Source organism: Labrenzia sp. PHM005 (assembly GCF_006517275.1).
Classification (GTDB): domain Bacteria; phylum Pseudomonadota; class Alphaproteobacteria; order Rhizobiales; family Stappiaceae; genus Roseibium.
Genome location: NZ_CP041191.1, coordinates 157,891 through 176,476 on the forward strand (window position 1 = coordinate 157,891; position 18,586 = coordinate 176,476).

The window sequence follows — 18,586 nt, forward strand, 5'->3', positions numbered from 1 at the left end:
CCTCCCTGAGTTCGAGCAATCACGCTTTTTTCAGATAAGCCGCCAAGATGTCGAGCGCAGCCTGAAGATCTGATTTATGGATCATTTCGGTGACCGTATGGATATAGCGGGTCCCGACAACAATCCCGACCGCCTTGGCACCAGCTGCTGCTTGTTGAGCAGCTGCGCCATCCTGGCCACCGGCTGCCAGCATCGTCCGCTGGAACGGGATTTTTTCCTTTTGCGCAATCGCTTCGATTTCCTTGACCAGGCCCCGGTCGGCAATGAAGCTGGAATCCTTCACATGCAAGCCGAACCCTTCACCTTGAACCGTAGTCCGGTCTTGTTCGGGAACACCCGGGGTGTCGCAGGCCAAAGTGGTGTCGACACCAAGTCCAATATCCGGTTTGATCGCAAAGGACGCTGTACGTGCACCGCGCAGTCCGACTTCTTCCTGGCACGTGAAACCGACGTGGATTTCGCACTCGTGTTTGGCCTTGCCCAGCGCCCGGATTGCCTCAATGCCGAGCCAGCAGGCGATGCGGTTGTCCAAGGCCTTTGAGACGACCTTTTCGCCAATCTCGATCAGCGGTTCGTCCATTGTCACCATGTCACCGACCTTGACGACATCCTTGGTGCCTTCGCCCAAACCAAGGTCAATCACAAATTCTTTTGGTTCTGGAATCTTCTTGCGTTCCTCGGGCGAGGAAATGTGGATCGGCTTGCCGCCGGGGTTCATGACACCTTTGTAGTCACCCTCGTCGGTGGAAACCAAAACCCGGCGGGAGAACAGATTGCGGGCATCAAATCCACCAACAGGCTGAACATGCACAAAGCCTTTGTCGGTCACATGAGAGACAAGAAATCCGATCTCGTCCATATGACAGAGCAGCATGACCTTCTTGGGGTCTCCGTTCTTCGGTTTCTTGCGCGAATTGCGGCGGCACAAAAGCGATCCCATCGGATCAGTAGTGACCTCATCAAAGAGGCCTTCGATTTCAGATTGAATCAAGTCCCGCACGCGGTGCTCGTGACCCGGCACACCCGGTGTTTCGCAAAGGCGTCGAAGAAGATCGATATTCATGGAACATCCCATTTGTTTGAAATTCGGCCCGATCCTAATCCGATTTGCCGCGCTCTACAAAGGTGGAATGAACCCGCTCCTCCTTCCTATAGGTCAGCTGATTATTAGAATTGTGAGGCAAAGATTTACGATAATTAGGCCATATCCGGTTTTCGGAACGTGTTTCCGGTGTTTGCCATTGCTGTGACGCATTTCATGGCAAATATTGGATTTCAACAATTGGGCCACCGGCCGCTCGGGCCGGACATCGCTGCTCCATAATCTAAATTACTATGCAGGGGAAATTCCGATGACCCAGAAGAAACGCTTCATTCTCTCCATTGACGGTGGTGGTGTCCGCGGATTGATCCCCTTGCGCATCCTGGAATCATTGGAAAGCCGCCTGATGCACCGGGGGATTGAACAGCCGCTGCATGAGCTGTTTGACCTGATGGCGGGAACATCGACCGGTGGCTTAATCGCAGCTGGCCTGAGTGCACCGCGGCCCGGCGGCACCAATGGGGACGCGGCTGCAACAATATCCGAACTCCGGTCTTTTTATGAATGCGAAGCCCGGGAGATATTCTCCTATTCTATCAGCGCCCGCTTGGCGCGCGCCTTCACCAATCCGCTCGGCCTTTTTGACGAGACTTATGACGCCCGCCCGCTGGAGAAACTTTTGAAAGAGCGCTTCGGCTGGACCTCCATGGCCAGCGGATTGTGCAAGCTGGTGCTGACGGCCTACGACATTGAGCAGCGCAAGGCGGTGTTCATGACCAATGGCCTGGAGGAAAACGGCAGCCGGCCGGACGACTACTATTTCTGGCAGGCCGTGCGCGCAACAACTGCAGCGCCGTCCTATTTCGAACCGGCCCGGATCGACAATCTCACCCGCAAGAGCCAAGAAGCCATGGTGGATGGCGGTGTCTTTATGAATGACCCGGCAATTGCCGCTTACCTGGAAGCGCGCAAGCTTGGCTGGGACGAAGACGAAATTGTGATCATTTCACTTGGTACCGGCCGGGCCAAAGAACATCCGTTCCGCTACGAGGATGCTGTTGGCTGGGGTGCTTTGGGCTGGATGCAGCCGTCCAAGGGCGTGCCGATCCTGTCGATCTTCTCCGACGGCCAGACCCAGACAGCGTCTTACCAGGCAACACATCTGTTCAACGAGGTGCCGAATGTGTCTTATCACCGGATCGACGGAGAGCTGGAACCGCACGCCGAGGATTTCGCGAACGCCCGGCCAGGCAACATTATTACGCTCAATGGTGCCGCCGATCGTATGATCCGCGACAACACGGTGCTCTTGGATCAGCTCGCAGATCTGTTGACGGATCACGTTGAAACGCGGGAAAGAGATGCCACCTCGGCCGTTTTAGGGCATGCTGCTTGATAGGTTGCCGGATACATAGGAATCGATTTTCTGGTGCACATGGTTCCGGCGGACAGGCGCGAGGTCCATCGTGACATACGGCACTTTGTTTTTAGGCAAGACCAGCTTCATTCAAGCAGCAATTGGCGCATTAGCGCTGGTGACTTTTGTCCCGGCGGCGGCTGCCGCGCCCACCCCTTCGGCAAAGCCCGGCCAGCTGTCGTTGACAGATCCAGGTCTCACCATTCAGAAAGTTGCCGGTGTTCCTGTTCCAGTGGAAAAACGCGCGGTACCGGAAGGCTATCAAGCCGCAAAACCCCGCCTTGTTTTGCGCGGCAACCAACCGGCCAAAGACTATTTCGGCTATGTTGACGGCCCGGCCCCGCTGAAGGCTCGGGCGATCGGTTCTTACGCCAAGGGCTGCCTAGCGGGCGGCGCTATGCTGCCGACCGATGGTCCGACCTGGCAAGCCATGCGGCTGTCACGCAATCGCAACTGGGGTCATCCAGAGCTCATCAGTTTCCTGAAAGCTTTGGCAGCGGATGCACCCGGCCTTGGCTGGAACGGCCTTCTGGTCGGCGATCTGGCACAGCCGCGCGGGGGGCCAATGGTGTCCGGCCATGCCAGCCACCAGATCGGGCTGGACGCGGATATCTGGCTGACGGAAATGCCGCAGCGCCGTCTGACGGCTGAAGAAAGGGAACAAATCTCCGCGATTTCCATGCTGAAAGGCCGGCTGGATGTGAAAGGTGCAGACCGGCGGGTTGATCCCAAAAAATGGTCCGACACCCATGCAAGGCTCATCCGGAGAGCTGCGTCTGACAAACGGGTGGCCCGGATCTTTGTGAACCCGACCATCAAAAAAGCCCTGTGTGAGTTTGAAAAAAGCCGCGACCGGGCATGGCTCCGGAAAGTGCGCCCTTGGTGGGGACACCACTATCACTTCCATGTGCGGCTGGCCTGTCCATCGGGAAGCGGCGGCTGCAAAAACCAAAATCCTCCGCCTCCTGGCGATGGCTGCGGGAAAAATCTGACCTATTGGCTGTCCGACAAACCCTGGGTGCCAAAAACCCCGCCAAAGAAAGGCAAAAAGCCTAAGGTGGTCAAAAAACGCCCGATGGCTTTGGCAGCTCTACCGCAAGCGTGTCAGACGGTTTTGAAGGCAAACTGAACACCTTTGATCAGAAAGACCTTCACTTCGGCGGGCTCGCCATATCCGGCGTAATGACCTTGGATAAAAATACGAGATCGAGCCAACGCCCGAATTTTGTGCCAGCTTCGGGCAACCGGCCAGAAATTTCGAAACCCAGCTTCTTATGGAGCGCGATTGAAGCGGTGTTGTCGCCGTCCACGACACCAACAATCACATGTACATCCTGGTCCCGCGCTGCGTCGATCAAACACTCCAGCAGCTTGACGCCAATTCCCTGTCCTTGGAATCCAGGATCCACATAAACCGTGTGTTCAACGGTATTCCGATACCCCTCACGCGGACGGAACGGGCCATAGCTGGCAAAACCAATCACCTGATCGTCTTTATCGACAGCAACAATCACCGGCCTGCCGCTGTTGCGGCGATTTTCAAACCAGGTGATGCGCTCATCGAGTGTCTCTTCCTGGCTAGTCCAAGCTGCGGTGGTCTCACGCACAGCCAGATTGTAAAGCGCCAGGATCGCTGGAATATCGCGCGGCTCTGCGTCTCGGAGCGCCATGGCGTGTACATTCTTTCGTATTGGGTGCAAATTCTTCCACCACACCAATTAACATATTGAACTGATTGCTATTATCCGTCCGCACTTTGGCAGCCTTGTCAAGTTTCCAAGAGCCAAGTGAAGATATCCAGGATCGACAGCGAGCCTCAGCAATTCAGGAACTTCAAAAATCCTCGGCTTTTCCGCAGTATCGGGCCGCAATCCTCTAGTCGAAATGGAATTGCGGTGGTAAACGGGCGCCATGACGACGAAGACGCTTTCCAACATCCGCAATTTCTCCATCGTGGCGCACATCGATCACGGCAAGTCGACGCTCGCCGACCGCCTGATCCAGATGACGGGAACGATGACCGACCGTGAGATGACCGAGCAAGTGCTCGATTCCATGGACATCGAGCGCGAGCGCGGCATCACGATCAAGGCGCAGACCGTGCGGCTGGTCTACAATGCCAAGGACGGTCAGCAATACATCTTGAACCTGATCGATACTCCGGGACACGTGGACTTCGCCTATGAAGTCTCCCGGTCGCTCGCCGCATGTGAAGGCTCCCTTTTGGTGGTCGATGCCTCGCAAGGCGTGGAAGCGCAGACCCTGGCCAACGTCTATCAGGCCATCGACAACGATCATGAGATCGTCCCTGTCCTGAACAAAGTTGACCTGCCGGCCGCTGAGCCCGAGCGGATCCAGGAGCAGATCGAGGATGTCATCGGCATTGATGCGTCCGAAGCATGCATGATCTCCGCCAAAACCGGCCTCGGCGTCGACACGGTTCTGGAAGCCATTGTCGAAAAACTGCCGGCGCCAGTAGGCGATCCGGACGATACGCTGAAAGCCATGCTCGTCGACAGCTGGTACGACACTTATCTCGGCGTGATGGTCCTTGTCCGCGTCATCAATGGGTCTTTGAAAAAAGGCCAGAAGATCAAGATGATGGGTACGGGTGCAGCCTATGACGTCGACCGTGTGGGCGTCATGACACCAAAATTCCTGCAAGTTGAGGAATTGAAGGCCGGCGAAATCGGCGTCATCACCGGCTCCATCAAGGAAGTGGCGGATACCCGCGTCGGGGATACCATTACCCTCGACAAAAAGCCCTGCGATGAGGCGCTCCCCGGCTTCAAACCGGCGCAGCCAGTCGTTTTCTGCGGCCTTTTCCCGGTCGATGCCAACGATTTTGAAGACCTGCGCGCTGCCATGGGCAAGTTGCGGCTGAACGATGCCAGCTTCTCCTTTGAGATGGAGACATCAGCCGCACTCGGATTTGGCTTCCGTTGTGGTTTCCTGGGGCTTCTGCATCTGGAAATCATCCAGGAGCGCTTGTCGCGTGAATTCAATCTCGACCTGATCGCAACGGCTCCGTCCGTGGTCTATCAAATGTCCATGACCGACGGCACGGAATTCGATCTGCACAATCCGGCCGACATGCCGGATGTGGTCAAGATTTCCGAGATCCGTGAACCATGGATCCGGGCGTCGATCATGACCCCGGACGAGTATCTCGGCGGCATTCTGAAGCTTTGCCAGGAACGGCGCGGCATTCAAGTTGATTTGTCCTATGTCGGCAGCCGGGCACTGGTCGCCTATGACCTGCCGCTCAACGAAGTTGTCTTCGATTTTTATGACCGGCTGAAATCCATCTCCAAGGGTTATGCGTCGTTCGATTATCAGATCTCCGATTACCGCGCCGGCGATCTTGTGAAAATGTCGATCCTGGTCAATGAGGAACCGGTGGATGCCCTCTCCGTTCTTGTACACCGCAGTCAAGCCGAGCGCCGTGGCCGGGCAATGGTGGAAAAGCTGAAAGAGCTTATCCCGCGCCACATGTTCAAGATCCCGATCCAAGCAGCAATCGGCGGCAAGGTGATTGCCCGTGAAACCCTGTCTGCGCTGCGCAAGGACGTGACGGCGAAGTGTTACGGCGGCGATGCTACCCGTAAGCGGAAGCTGCTTGAGAAGCAGAAGGCCGGTAAGAAAAAGATGCGCCAATTCGGCAAAGTGGAGATTCCACAAGAAGCCTTCATTCAGGCCCTCAAAATGGACGAATGAGCCGTTCAAGTGCATTCAAAAAACAGAAACGGCGCCGGGTCTTAGCTCGGCGCCGTTTTCTGTTTCCAAAGGTATAACCGATCGGCCATGGCCGATCAGGAAACTTTAGGACCAGCGCGAATGCTGGCCGACTGGATTAGCGCCGGTTGAACGGCAGATCCGCAAGTTCACGCGGGTTCATGCGCTGGACTTCCGGATGCGACAGCGGATCGCGGCGGTCAAAAGCACTTGCGGATTGCGCGGTCAGCTGGCGGCGTTTGAACAGTTTCAACATGATCATTATTTTCCTTCTTGTTGTTTTTCTCATGGCCAAATTCCTTATCTTGAATTTAGCATGTCTATAAATAGACTCGATTTACCCCGATAAAAATCGACTTCTTCTGATTTTCAGTTTAGTTTTTCTAATATGAAAACTCTCAATCAAATTCATCTGTCCGGCTTGCGCGCAGTTGAAGCTGTCGGCCGTTTGGGGTCCGTTAAAGCAGCCGCTGACAGTCTTGGGGTGACAGTCGGCGCCGTCAGTCAGCAGGTGCAAAAAACGGAAGCCCAGCTTGGTGTTCAGTTGTTTGAGAGAAAAAACCGGCTGCTGCTCCCAACGCCACAGCTTCTGGCCATGCAGCCACACTTGACGTCAGCCATGTCTTCCCTGGCAACAGCGGTGGCGACGACAGTGCGTGGACGTGAAGATGCACTCACGATCTCGGTTGCCCCGGTATTTGCCGGAAAGTGGCTGGTTTGGCACCTAAAAGAATTCAACAGATTGAATCCGGGAATCCGGGTCCGTGTGGAAGCAACTGTTGACTTGGTCGACCCGAACACCAGCGATGTGGATCTGTGCATCCGTGTCGGCCACGGCCCTTATCCGGGCATGAATGCAGAAAAACTGCTCAACCAGAGGGTTTTTCCCGTGTGCAGCCCGACGCTTGCAAAAGAAATCAAACGCCCGGAAGACATCGGCAAACTGCCGATCATTCATGATCCCGGGCAAATGTTTACCTGGAAAACATGGCTCGATCTCTTTGGTCTTGATGAAACCATTCTCCAGGACGGTCCAAGTTTTTCTGATGGATCCTTGTGCCTGGATGCAGCGATCGCTGGGCAAGGGGTCTTTCTGGCCTGGGAAACGCTCGCCGTTTATGCCGTGCAATCCGGACAGGTCATTGCGCCATTCCCCGAACGGCCGGCGACGGGCTTGGGATATTGGCTCATCAGCGGGAAAGATGTACCCCGGACCAAAGCCAAGGATGCCTTTGGCTCCTGGCTAAAGGATGAATTGCAGCGCTCTATTGGGCGGCCCAAAGGCGCGGATGTGGCACCAGAGCAACGGCCATCTTCCTAACCCCTGAATTTCGGCGTTTCGCCTTGCCTTCCCACGCGCAGTGCTTATTCTGCCGCATATGGTTTACCCAACGCTCCATATGGCTTCTGCCAGCGAAAGCGGTTGCTCGAATGCATTACGGGCAGGTCAGCAGCGCTTTTCCAAGCGTCAAGGACCGGCGTGCGGGCGATTTATGGGCTGACGCGCCTGATTTTCTCCAGCGCAAATCTCTTCACCGGGGTTCACGCAATAATGCGTTCGAAGCCGTGGCATTGTGCGCCATTATTCGCTAAAAGACCCCGACTTTCCGTTTCGATGACACCGCGCACCGCGCGCGAACTGACCTGAGCACGCATGTCCAATCTCGATACTCTTGAATCCGACCTTCTTTCCGCCATTGAAAACGCAGGTGACGAATCCGCTCTCGAAGAGGTTCGTGTTGCCGCGCTTGGCAAGAAGGGCAGCATCTCCGAGCAAATGAAAACGCTTGGAAAAATGACCCCAGAAGAGCGCCAGGTAATGGGCCCGGCCCTCAATGGCCTGAAAGCTAAAATCACCGACGCCGTCACGGCCCGCAAACAGGTTCTGGCGGAAGCCGCCTTGGAAGCGCGGCTAGCCAGCGAAACCATTGATGTGACCCTGCCGATGCGGCCATCACCAACGGACACCGGGCGCATCCATCCGGTCAGCCAGGTGATCGATGAGCTCACCGCGATTTTCGCAGATATGGGCTTTTCGATCGCCGAAGGCCCGGACATTGAAACCGACGAGCTGAACTTTACCGCTCTCAACTTTCCTGAAGGCCACCCGGCACGCGAAATGCACGACACTTTCTTCTTCAACGAGAAGGAAGACGGCGAACGGCTGCTTTTGAGAACCCACACGTCGCCGGTTCAAATTCGCACCATGCGAACTCAAGAACCACCGATCCGGGTCATCATTCCGGGCCGCACCTATCGCTGTGACAGCGACCAAACCCACACACCGATGTTCCATCAGGTCGAAGGACTGGTGATCGACAAAGAAAGCCACCTTGGCCATCTGAAATGGATCCTGGAAGAGTTCTGCAAGGCGTTCTTCGAAGTCGACGACATCAAGATGCGTTTGCGGCCGAGCTTCTTCCCGTTCACCGAACCGTCCATGGAAGTGGACATTCAGTGTGATCGCTCCGGCGGAGAAGTGAAAATCGGCCAGGGCGAAGACTGGCTGGAAATCCTCGGCTGCGGCATGGTGCATCCGAATGTGATCCGCAATTGCGGCCTCGATCCGGATGTCTATCAGGGGTTTGCCTGGGGTATGGGGATCGACCGGATTGCAATGCTGAAGTACGGCATGCCGGACCTGCGTGCCTTTTTCGACGCCGATGTCCGCTGGATCCAGCATTACGGCTTCCGGCCGCTCGATTTACCAACGTTGTTTGGCGGGCTGACCAGCTAATTGGGACCTTCAAAGGGGCATTCTCATGTCATTCTTGACCCGACTATTTGTGGCTTTCGTTCTGATCGCGTCGGCACTCGTTCCGGCTGCAGCGCAAACGACCGATCGCGATGCCCGTGTCGCATCACCAACGTCGTTTTTGGAAGCTTGTGCTGAAAAGATAGAAGAACGCGGCCGGCTGCGCTTTTGCGGCAGCTATTTCCGGGAAAAACTCGGGACGGAAGCCGATGCACTGCTCTATCTCCGGGACAGGATCACTCGTCTGCGCGCCTCACATGAGGCCAGCTCGGCTGAGAAGTATCAGAGCTTCCTTCAGGCGATCTACATTGTTGCGTTTCTGACAATTGCTTCGATTGTGCTGGTTGCCAGCGAGCGCCGGATTTCCGGCACAGCCAAATGGGCAAGCCTTGCCAGCACGGCCGCCCTTCTCGTTATGGTGATCATTGTTGCAATGGGCTGGCTTGGCAAATATCGGGCGGAATATGCCGCTCAGGTCGAACTTGGCATCCTTCGCGACCGCATTGAGACAGAAGCTGCACAAGCGATTGCGACCAAACAACAGATCACGCCGCAGATGGTGGGCGGCTGGACCCAGGAACTTTCCATGATCGGACGTCGATTTGCTGAAAACTATGGTGAAGCGACAGTCCTGCCCGAAGTGGACCGGTTTGGCCAGTAACGCACCTGTTGAATAAAAATTCGCGGCCAAGCCGCACGACCGATAAAGAGATCTAGTTATGAAATTCACTCTGTCCTGGCTCAAGGACCATCTGGAGACCGACGCCAGCCTTGAGGAGATTTTGGATCGCCTGAACATGATCGGCCTTGAGGTGGAAGAGGTCACCAATAGGGCAGATCGGCTGAAGCCATTCAAAATCGCAAAAGTTCTGGAAGCCGAACAGCACCCGAATGCCGACCGCTTGCGTGTTTTGAAAGTAGACACCGGCGAAGGTGACCCGGTTCAAGTCGTCTGCGGCGCACCAAACGCGCGGGCGGGCCTGGTCGGCGTACTCGGCAAGCCGGGTGATTATGTTCCTGGCCTTGATGTCACGCTTTCCGTTGGCAAGATCCGCGATGTCGAAAGCTTCGGCATGATGTGCTCTGAACGTGAACTTGAGATGTCCGACGAGCACGATGGCATCATTGACCTGCCGTCAGACGCTCCAGTGGGAGTCAACTATGCGGAATGGGCCGGACTGGATGAACCGGTCATTGAAATCGGCCTTACGCCGAACCGTCCAGATTGCACTGGTGTTTATGGTATTGCCCGTGACTTGGCGGCTGCAGGTCTTGGAAAGCTAAAAGAACGTTCGCACGAACAGATCCGCGGCTCCTATCCCTGCCCGATCGATGTAGCGCTCGATTTTGGCGACAAAAAACCAATGTGTAAGGCCTTCGGTCTTCGAATGGTCAAAGGTATCAAGAACGGCCCGTCGCCTCAGTGGCTGCAGGATCGCCTGACCGCTATCGGCTTGCGTCCGATCAACGCGCTGGTCGACATTACCAACTACATCACTTTTGACCAAGGCCGCCCGCTGCACGTCTTCGACGCGGATAAGGTCCATGGCAATCTCGTCGTGCGCCGCGGCAAGCAAGGCGAGAAGATCGACGGACTGAACGACAAGTCCTATGACGTTGACGATACGATTTGTGTCATCTCCGACGACAATGGCGTTGAGAGCCTTGGCGGCATCCTGGGCGGCGTACCGTCGGGCTGTACCGAAGACACCGTCAATGTACTGATCGAATCCGCGCTTTGGGACGAAGACGATATAGCCGCCACTGGCCGCAAGCTCGGCATCAACACTGATGCCCGATACCGGTTCGAGCGTGGCGTCGACCCGGACTACATGATGCCTGGCCTCGAATATGCGACTCGTATGGTTCTGGATCTGTGTGGCGGTGAGCCGTCTGAAGCCATCCGGGCCGGCGATATTCCGGACAGCACCAACATCATTGATTTCCCGTATTCTGAAATCAAACGCCTGTCTGGGATCGAAACCACTCCAGCCGAAGCCAATGTCACCCTGAAAGCGCTCGGGTTCTGGATTTCTGGAACCGGTGACACGGTTAAAGTTGCCGCCCCAAGCTGGCGCCCGGACATTGAAGGCAAAGCCGATCTGGTTGAAGAGGTCACACGGATCGTGGGGCTGGACCGGGTACCGTCTACACCGCTGCCGCGCATAGGAACGGTGGCACAAACGGTGCTTACGTCCGGCCAGATCCGCCGCAGCAAAGCCCGCCGGGCACTTGCAGCCCGGGGCTTCAACGAATCTGTCACATGGTCCTTCATTGCAAAGGAGCATGCAGAATTGTTCGGCGGCGGCGGCGCGACGCTGTCGCTTGCCAATCCGATTTCACCGGACATGTCGGACATGCGGCCAAGCCTTCTGCCGGGTCTGTTCATGGCAGCTCAACGCAATGCGGATCGCGGCTATGGTGACGTGACCTTGTTTGAGATCGGCCAGGTGTTTGAATCGGATACGCCTGACGGTCAAAAAACGGTTGCTGCCGGCGTTCGCCGAGGAACAGCGAAGATGGCCGGCAGTGGCCGCCACTGGTCTGGTGCTTCTGAGGCTGTCGATGTTTTTGATGCTAAAGCGGATGCGGAATCCGCGCTTGCAGCAATCGGTGCTCCGGTCGACAAACTGCAGGTGGTGGCCGATGCGCCGAACACATTCCACCCCGGCCGCTCCGGCTGCCTGAAGCTGGGCCCGAAGAATACGCTCGCAGTCTTTGGCGAGGTTCATCCGCGTATCTTGCAGAAGATGGATATCGAAGGCCCGCTGGTCGCCTTTGAAATCAATCTGGATGCCCTGCCACAGCCAAAAGCAAAAGCCGGCCGGTCGAAAGGTTCGCTGAATGCCTCCGACTTGATGCCGGTTCGCCGTGACTTTGCGTTCCTGGTTGCCAAGGACGTCACAGCCGAAAAACTTCTGCGTGCGGCCCGTGGTGCGGAGAAAAACCTGATCGCGGACGTTACTCTGTTCGATATCTATGAAGGCACCGGTGTCCCTGAAGGACAAAAATCCGTCGCGATCGATGTCGTTCTTCAACCGCGCAAGAAAACACTCACGGACGAAGAAATCGATGCCGTGGCCAAGAAGATTATCGCGAACGTCGAGAAAGCGACCGGCGGTACGCTTCGCGGCTAATTGATCTCTTTGATCGCCGCGCGGAAATACTGCGCGGCGATCAATCAGGTTTAACGCCTAACAAATACAAACGAAGTGACGACCTTAGCGGGTAAACCGCTTTGGTGTGACGCTGACGCAGCGGCGCACCGCACACCGCCCAACATCTTTGGTGGGCACATAGTCCACCTTTGCGAATTCATTGTGTTGGCAGAAACCTCTGTGCTCAACATACCGGTCAAATGTGTGCTGGCCGGTACTCATAACGGCAGCGCCGCGTTGTGCAATGAATGACTGCACCTGACCGCAGCTCATAGTCGTTGTGTTTGCCCGCCGGGACTGGGCCTCAGCCGGCAGGCTTACAATCACCGTCATTCCAAACATTGCACTTGCGGCTATGACACGGGACCATCCCGTTTGTGCCGCATTAAATCCTTGCCGTGCCATAGGCGCCTCCTGATAAACACCAAATGAAATTTGGTTCTGTAGATTGCCAGATCAAGTTGAAAACCAGTTTTGATTATAGCCGCAGGCTGTCCTTCACAAATACGATTTCAGTCTGATGTTATATTATCCCGGCTTCAAGACACCCCATCAAGAATCGTTTACCGGTCTATGAGCGTTCGAATTTTCTGGATTTCAAATGTTGCCTTCAGCCGTTTCCAATTTCGATTACAACATTCTTGCAGATACAGCCTCGACCGAAGAAACAACACGCCTGAAGCACCTGGCGGCTCTTCTTCAGGAAATTCCGCATATCATGGACATCCTCAAGTGCATCAAGGATCTTGATCTAAGGGATGGCTGGCTGGTGTCTGGCGGCATCTATCAGACTGTCTGGAACGTAATAACCGATCGGCCACTTACGCATGGCATCAAGGATTATGACGTCATTTATTATGACGGCCGCGACTTGTCCTATGAAGCAGAAGATGCGGTCATTCAGCAGATTCAATCTGCATTGCCAAAGCTCGGCGAGCTTGTGGAAGTGCGCAACCAAGCCCGGGTCCATCTTTGGTACGAACAACGATTTGGCCGACCATACCGCGCGCTGGACTGCGCAATGGATTCCTTGACCACTTACGCATCACGAACCCACGCGGTCGCCGCACGGCTCGGCGATGATGGCCAAATGATCATCCACGCGCCCTTCGGACTTGCAAACATCTTTGCGATGCGCCTGGTGCCAAATTACTTCCAGCCCAACCCTGAAACCCACTCGGAAAAGGCCGCCCGGATGAAAGCTCTCTGGCCGGAGTTAGAGGTTATCCCCTGGGACGACACACAAATGTTGGCCTAAACCTATAAGCTTTAGCCAGACAGCCGGTTTTCTTCCAAAGCGCCAGCGTTTTGCAACGTGCTCGCCGGTTCGGTCTTTTCGGTGGCGATCATACGCCCTCGAACCAAACCACGCACCGAATTCCCGACAAAAACCGCCTCTGCTCTTTCAAGGTCTGCTCGGGATAAATCGGCTTCAACAGCAAGCCCGCGTTCGAGTAACCCCTCGCGGAATGTCCCTGGCAGAACGCCATGCTCAAGTGCGGGTGTCAGCAAGCGGCCACCGATTTTCAGGAACAGCGTCGTAAAGGAGCCTTCGGTCAAATGGCCCCTTTCATTTGCAAACAAGACTTCCTGGCAGCCAGTTTCTGCCTGATACCGCGCGCGGGTTTCATCATAAAAAGCCCGGTTGGTGGTCTTGTGGAAGAGGAATCTGTCATCAGATCGGGTGGTTTCGGTGGCGAGCACCAAATTGAATAAGGTACCCCGGTCGACCGGCGGCAACTCCGTCGCTGAAATGGAAATATCGCCACTTCGGCCAAGCAGGAGCCGGACACGCTGCGAACCTTTGTAGTTTGCCGCTTCACGTGCGAGCCGGTCGTTCAAGGCCGGCCGGTCAAACTCAAATCCAAAATAGGCCGCAGACTTTTGCAGCCGCTGCATGTGGCGATCCAACAGCATGTAGCCAGTATCCGGGGCATATGCCATTGTCTCGATCAAATCGAATTCCGGCACATCTTCCGTCATGAATTTCAGCTTGAGCGCACATTCGTCGTATTCCTGATCCGCCTTGGAATCAAAGATGACACCCGAACCAGTGCCAGCTTCCCCGGTTCCATCGTTTCGCAACACAAGCGTCCGGATCGCCACATTGAAGCGGAAATCCCCGCCTGGTGCCAAATAGCCAATGGATCCAGTGTAGACCCCGCGCGGCCCAGTCTCCAGATTATGTGCAATTTGCATGGCGCTCAGTTTGGGCGCTCCGGTAATCGACCCACAGGGAAACAAATGCCGGATGATCTCTGAAAACCCAGTCGTTTTCGGAACCGCGGCCTCCACGGTAGACGTCATTTGTTGAACACTCTGGTAGCGCTCAACTTCACACAGTTTTTTGACTTTTACCGATCCCGTTTCGGCAATCCGCGAAAGGTCATTGCGCATCAGATCGACGATCATGATGTTTTCAGACCTCTGCTTCGCATCCTTCGCCAGATCCCGCGCAATGCGCGCATCTTCAGATGCAAACCGGCCGCGCGGTTCTGTTCCCTTCATCGGACGGGTTCGCAAGGTCTCACCGTGACGCTCCAAAAACAACTCCGGTGAAAGAGACAAAACGGTCCGGTCCTCAAGTTTTAGGAAACTTGCAAATTCGACCGGTTGCCGCCGCAGCAAATCCTGGAACAAGCGTTCTGGTGCCCCTTGTTGCTGAAAGCGGGCTCGCAGCGTCAGATTAACCTGATAGATATCGCCTTTTGCCAAATGATCCTGAACTTGTGAAAAAGCCGTCCCATAGGCTTCCGGCCCCATGTCGAAGGCCGGTTTGGAAAATGAAGGCGAGGTGTCTTCGCCACCGGCCTCCAGAATACCAACAGCTTCAGAAAGTGAGAGCTCTTGCGCCCTCTCATAAAGACCAAACCACATGAGTGGTTCGCCGGTCTCCTCAAATCGGCTGCGGAGCTTTTCCTCAAAAGCAAAGCCGAGTTCATAGGCAAGGAAACCAGCAGCATAAAGGCCTGTTTTTTGTGCTGCCTCCAGACGAAGAAGCGCTGCTTCCACGTCTTTGAGCCGGGTGCAGGTCACGATCTCCTTTGGCGCATCAAACAACAGAGCCGTCCGGCGTTTCAAAACGTCCAGAAGCAGAACAGACCCAGTTTTTAACGTACGTTGAGACATCCGTTGACGCTGATTTCCTAAGAGGACCGATCCATTCCCATTCCTTACAGGTTTTATGGGATGTCAGCCGTCTGTAAAAGGCGGCAGATTGCATCCATGCGTCACGCGGTCAAGTATTTCATCGTTCTGAAAACAAAAATGACCAGCAGGCGTCCCTGCTGGTCATTATTTCGAGGGGCCAACGGAGACCTTATGCCGCCGCAACATCCTTCAAGAAATTGTCGATCGAACGCCGCATATCCGCAGCTTCGTCATTCAACATTTGCGTTGCGTCAACCATCGACAGAGCAGAGGTTCCTGTCCGCTCGGCCGATTCGCGTACATCCCCAATGTTTGCAGCAACCCGTCCGGTGCCATCTGCAGCCTCGGCCACATTGCGGGAAATCTCCTGGGTCGCACCGCCTTGTTCTTCAACAGCGGCAGCAATCGCCGAGGTATAGCTGTTGACTTCATCCATGGTGGAGGCGATCGCCCCGATGGACTCAACCGCATCCTTGGTCTCTGCCTGAATGGCTGAGATCTGCGCGCCAATTTCTTCGGTCGCCTTGGAGGTTTGGGTCGCCAGTTCTTTCACTTCGGCTGCAACAACGGCAAAGCCCTTGCCAGCCTCGCCAGCACGGGCCGCTTCGATTGTCGCGTTTAAGGCAAGAAGATTCGTTTGCTCGGCAATCGCTTGAATGAGTGTCACCACTTCGCCAATACGGTTCGCAGCTTCCGCAAGCCCCGCGACTTTCTGGTTGCTGGTCTGCGCATTCTCGGTCGCCCTCATGACAATGCCGGTCGTCTGTTCCACTTGCCGGGAAATCTCCGAAATCGAGCTGCTGAGTTCTTCTGCCGCAGACGCAACAGTCTGAACGTTGGACGAGGCGTTTTCCGACGCATCGGAAACAGATGCGGCCCTGCTGGAGGTGTCATCCGCAATCTGGCCAAGGTCCTGGGCAGAACCGCGCATTTCGTCCACTTTTGCAGTCACACCGTCGAGTTTCGCCGTAATTTCCGACTGGAAACGCGCGATCCGATCTGCGACCGCATTTTGTTTCTCACGCTCTTCTTCTGCACGGTGCTCATCCTGATTTTGGAGAACGCTCGCTTCGGTTTGAGCTGCTTCGGCCTGCTCTCGCGCCTCATCAGAGTCCGCAAAGGCTTTCGCCACACAATCCGTCGTCCACCAAAGGGCGGCCACTTCCGCAACAACGATCAAAGCATGAAACACCACCCGGCCGAAGTCAGCCCCAGCGGGAAATACCGCCCACGGCATGGCGAAGTTCAAAACCAGGTGGTGAACCGCAACAACTGCTGCATATCCAACCAGTGCCCGCCAGTCCACCCAACCGGCCAGGATCGCCAATACGGCAAAGAAATACATATGGCCATCGAGCTGGAAGGAGGCTTGAACATCTGGCGTGTGAAGCGAGGCCACAAAAAGTGCGACCAATCCAGCCTGAGACATTGCTGTCGCGAGCCGGGTTTCAATGCCAATTCCAAAGCGGACCCAGCTTGCAGTCGCTGCAACACCTAACAGCAGAGCACCGCCACAAATCGTGACAAACGACACGTTGCCAACCCACCAGGCCGTGCCGATGACCAGAAACACGTTAAACCATGTGAAGAAGATGACGATCCGGGAGAACTTCTCCCGCAGCATATCCAGGCCCGACAATTCGGTTACTGTTTCGCTCATTCCTGGCTCTCCATAGATAATCCGGTCAATCGCGCGCAGGCATATGCAACCGCAGACGACGCGACAAACCCTGCTCCCGCCCGATAGAGGCGGGTGACAAATCCACTATCCGATGCTTCGGTAAGCGCAATCCAAGACGAAGAAGGCGCGGACATCAGCCGACCTTCGGCCTTAGCAACCACCTCTAAGGCAGATGTGCCCCAGGGTTTTGCAAAGACGACAACTGGTCCATTGCCAGACGGCATGAGACTCCCAAGAAGCATGATCAAACAACTTCCCAGGAAATAAATAGCCGCAAAGCGTTTCACGGATTTCGTCAATCGCCTCCCCCAGATGCGCAAAGCATTTGGTAAGCGATTATCCGTGCGGCAATTTAATAAACTCTAAAGCAAAATGTCATTATGCAATTTTTGCGTGTAAGCACTTGCTGCGCATCCGCTTTTCTGTAGTTCAAACCCCTTCGAGCCATTTATGCCCAAACGCGTTTTTCCCTCGGAACAGCGGCACCAAAGCACACTGATTCGCGGCCAGGCTTCATTGATCAATGGAATCTAAAAAACCTGTGCCATTGGCCGGATATCAAAACTAGATATCCTGGCCAAGACCGGCTGGACACGTCACGCCAGTACCACCAATTCCGCAATACCCATCTGGGTTTTTCGCCAGATACTGTTGGTGATAATCCTCGGCGAAATAGAATTCGTCGAGTTTGCGGATTTCTGTGGTGATGGTGTTGCTAATCCCACCGCTTCGCAGCGCCGATTGATAAGATTCTTTGGATGCCTCAGCAAACTCTAGCAGAGTGTCCGTCGGAGCATAAATGGCGGACCGGTATTGAGTTCCCGTATCATTTCCCTGACGCATGCCTTGCGTCGGATCATGGTTTTCCCAGAACACTTTTAATAGATCACCTATTCCGATCTGTTCGGGGTCATAAACAACAAGCACGGCTTCTGTATGCCCGGTCCGGCCCGTACAGGTTTCATGATAGGTTGGATTGGGCGTTAATCCGCCAGCATAACCAACCGCCGTCACATGAACGCCCGGCAAAGACCAGAACAGACGTTCCGCACCCCAAAAGCAGCCCATGCCCAAAAGCACTGTTTCCAGTCCGTCCGGATAGGGCCCGGTCATCGTTTTCCCATTTACAAAGTGGGGGGCCTCCGGATGGATCGCGTCTTGGCGCCCGGGAAGCGCCTCTGACGCGTTCGGTAAAGAGAACTTTTTACTCAACATGGTCATGAAAGACATGATCGATTCCCGGATCATTGAAGAAAACTGGCGGACACCGCCACCTTTGGCCCATCGATCGGCAAACCGGCGGGCTCTGCCACATTATGTGGAACTTTTATCCAGCTTGTCCATGACCTTGGCCAGAACAGGAACTGTCAGCTCAAGCGTAGCGAAAGCGCTGTTTCTGCCGCTGTGCACCCAACCACAGGAACATCAAGCCAAAACCGGCAAACACCACCCACGCAGGCCAAGTCAGCAAAGTTTGTATCATCGGGTCCCAGACTGTCGGATGTACGTACCGTTGAATGACCGCCTGAGACAGGTTCAAAGTTTCCGGAGACATTTCAAACCAAAGCTGGCCAAGCGGTTTGAGCGTAACACCCGATTCTGCAATTGACCGGCTGGCGTCCGAAATTCCCGATATGATTGCAAGCGC

At 55.2% G+C, this 18,586-nt stretch carries 16 protein-coding genes; 8 read left to right on the forward strand and 8 right to left on the reverse strand.

Annotated features, from left to right (window positions below):
• Positions 1 to 19 precede the first annotated feature (19 nt).
• A complete protein-coding gene (locus tag FJ695_RS00890; protein ID WP_141183688.1) occupies positions 20 to 1,063 on the reverse strand; it encodes a M42 family metallopeptidase in 1,044 nt (347 codons plus the stop codon).
• 289 nt (positions 1,064 to 1,352) lie between these two features.
• Between FJ695_RS00890 and FJ695_RS00895 the strand changes: the two genes are divergently transcribed.
• Complete coding sequence (locus FJ695_RS00895) at positions 1,353 to 2,438, forward strand: patatin-like phospholipase family protein (protein WP_141183689.1); 1,086 nt, start codon at positions 1,353 to 1,355, stop codon at positions 2,436 to 2,438.
• A 109-nt stretch (positions 2,439 to 2,547) separates the two neighbouring features.
• Positions 2,548 to 3,588 (forward strand): penicillin-insensitive murein endopeptidase, encoded by a 1,041-nt coding sequence (mepA, locus tag FJ695_RS00900; protein ID WP_371709001.1) that lies wholly within the window; start codon positions 2,548 to 2,550, stop codon positions 3,586 to 3,588.
• A 22-nt stretch (positions 3,589 to 3,610) separates the two neighbouring features.
• On the opposite strand, the gene FJ695_RS00905 is transcribed toward mepA, so the two are convergent.
• Positions 3,611 to 4,129: a GNAT family N-acetyltransferase gene (locus FJ695_RS00905; RefSeq protein ID WP_141183690.1), complete on the reverse strand. Its 519-nt coding sequence runs from the start codon at positions 4,127 to 4,129 to the stop codon at positions 3,611 to 3,613.
• Between the two features lie 241 nt (positions 4,130 to 4,370).
• Here FJ695_RS00905 and lepA point away from each other — a divergent pair, with 241 nt between their 5' ends.
• Positions 4,371 to 6,176 (forward strand): translation elongation factor 4, encoded by a 1,806-nt coding sequence (lepA, locus tag FJ695_RS00910; RefSeq protein ID WP_141183691.1) that lies wholly within the window; start codon positions 4,371 to 4,373, stop codon positions 6,174 to 6,176.
• A 136-nt stretch (positions 6,177 to 6,312) separates the two neighbouring features.
• On the opposite strand, the gene FJ695_RS27935 is transcribed toward lepA, so the two are convergent.
• Positions 6,313 to 6,456 carry a hypothetical protein gene (locus tag FJ695_RS27935; RefSeq protein WP_168206212.1) on the reverse strand — a complete coding sequence of 48 codons (144 nt, stop codon included), beginning with the start codon at positions 6,454 to 6,456 and terminating at the stop codon, positions 6,313 to 6,315.
• Between the two features lie 126 nt (positions 6,457 to 6,582).
• Here FJ695_RS27935 and FJ695_RS00915 point away from each other — a divergent pair, with 126 nt between their 5' ends.
• The 4 genes from FJ695_RS00915 (at position 6,583) to pheT (ending at position 12,086) form a co-directional block, all read left to right on the forward strand.
• Positions 6,583 to 7,515, forward strand: coding sequence for a LysR substrate-binding domain-containing protein (locus FJ695_RS00915; RefSeq protein ID WP_141183692.1), 933 nt, complete (start codon positions 6,583 to 6,585; stop codon positions 7,513 to 7,515).
• A 333-nt stretch (positions 7,516 to 7,848) separates the two neighbouring features.
• Positions 7,849 to 8,931, forward strand: coding sequence for a phenylalanine--tRNA ligase subunit alpha (gene pheS, locus FJ695_RS00920; RefSeq protein WP_141183693.1), 1,083 nt, complete (start codon positions 7,849 to 7,851; stop codon positions 8,929 to 8,931).
• A gap of 25 nt (positions 8,932 to 8,956) precedes the next feature.
• On the forward strand, positions 8,957 to 9,610 hold the full coding sequence (locus tag FJ695_RS00925) for a phenylalanyl-tRNA synthetase subunit alpha (RefSeq protein ID WP_141183694.1): 654 nt from the start codon (positions 8,957 to 8,959) through the stop codon (positions 9,608 to 9,610).
• 58 nt (positions 9,611 to 9,668) lie between these two features.
• Positions 9,669 to 12,086 (forward strand): phenylalanine--tRNA ligase subunit beta, encoded by a 2,418-nt coding sequence (gene pheT / locus FJ695_RS00930; protein ID WP_141183695.1) that lies wholly within the window; start codon positions 9,669 to 9,671, stop codon positions 12,084 to 12,086.
• 84 nt (positions 12,087 to 12,170) lie between these two features.
• On the opposite strand, the gene FJ695_RS00935 is transcribed toward pheT, so the two are convergent.
• Positions 12,171 to 12,512 carry a hypothetical protein gene (locus FJ695_RS00935; RefSeq protein ID WP_141183696.1) on the reverse strand — a complete coding sequence of 114 codons (342 nt, stop codon included), beginning with the start codon at positions 12,510 to 12,512 and terminating at the stop codon, positions 12,171 to 12,173.
• Positions 12,513 to 12,708: 196 nt separating this feature from the next.
• Between FJ695_RS00935 and FJ695_RS00940 the strand changes: the two genes are divergently transcribed.
• Positions 12,709 to 13,365 (forward strand): nucleotidyltransferase family protein, encoded by a 657-nt coding sequence (locus FJ695_RS00940; RefSeq protein WP_141183697.1) that lies wholly within the window; start codon positions 12,709 to 12,711, stop codon positions 13,363 to 13,365.
• An 11-nt stretch (positions 13,366 to 13,376) separates the two neighbouring features.
• Here the strand turns inward: FJ695_RS00940 and pabB are convergent, their stop codons facing one another.
• The 4 genes from pabB to msrA form a co-directional block, all read right to left on the reverse strand.
• The gene (gene pabB, locus FJ695_RS00945; protein WP_141183698.1) at positions 13,377 to 15,236 is read right to left on the reverse strand and encodes an aminodeoxychorismate synthase component I; all 1,860 of its coding nucleotides are present in this window, start codon (positions 15,234 to 15,236) and stop codon (positions 13,377 to 13,379) included.
• 190 nt (positions 15,237 to 15,426) lie between these two features.
• Positions 15,427 to 16,917, reverse strand: coding sequence for a methyl-accepting chemotaxis protein (locus tag FJ695_RS00950; RefSeq protein WP_141183699.1), 1,491 nt, complete (start codon positions 16,915 to 16,917; stop codon positions 15,427 to 15,429).
• Positions 16,914 to 17,180: a hypothetical protein gene (locus tag FJ695_RS00955; RefSeq protein ID WP_141183700.1), complete on the reverse strand. Its 267-nt coding sequence runs from the start codon at positions 17,178 to 17,180 to the stop codon at positions 16,914 to 16,916. The genes FJ695_RS00950 and FJ695_RS00955 overlap by 4 nt, the downstream gene beginning before the upstream one ends.
• A 322-nt stretch (positions 17,181 to 17,502) precedes the next feature.
• On the reverse strand, positions 17,503 to 18,168 hold the full coding sequence (msrA, locus tag FJ695_RS00960; protein WP_168206227.1) for a peptide-methionine (S)-S-oxide reductase MsrA: 666 nt from the start codon (positions 18,166 to 18,168) through the stop codon (positions 17,503 to 17,505).
• Between the last annotated feature and the right edge of the window lie 418 nt (positions 18,169 to 18,586).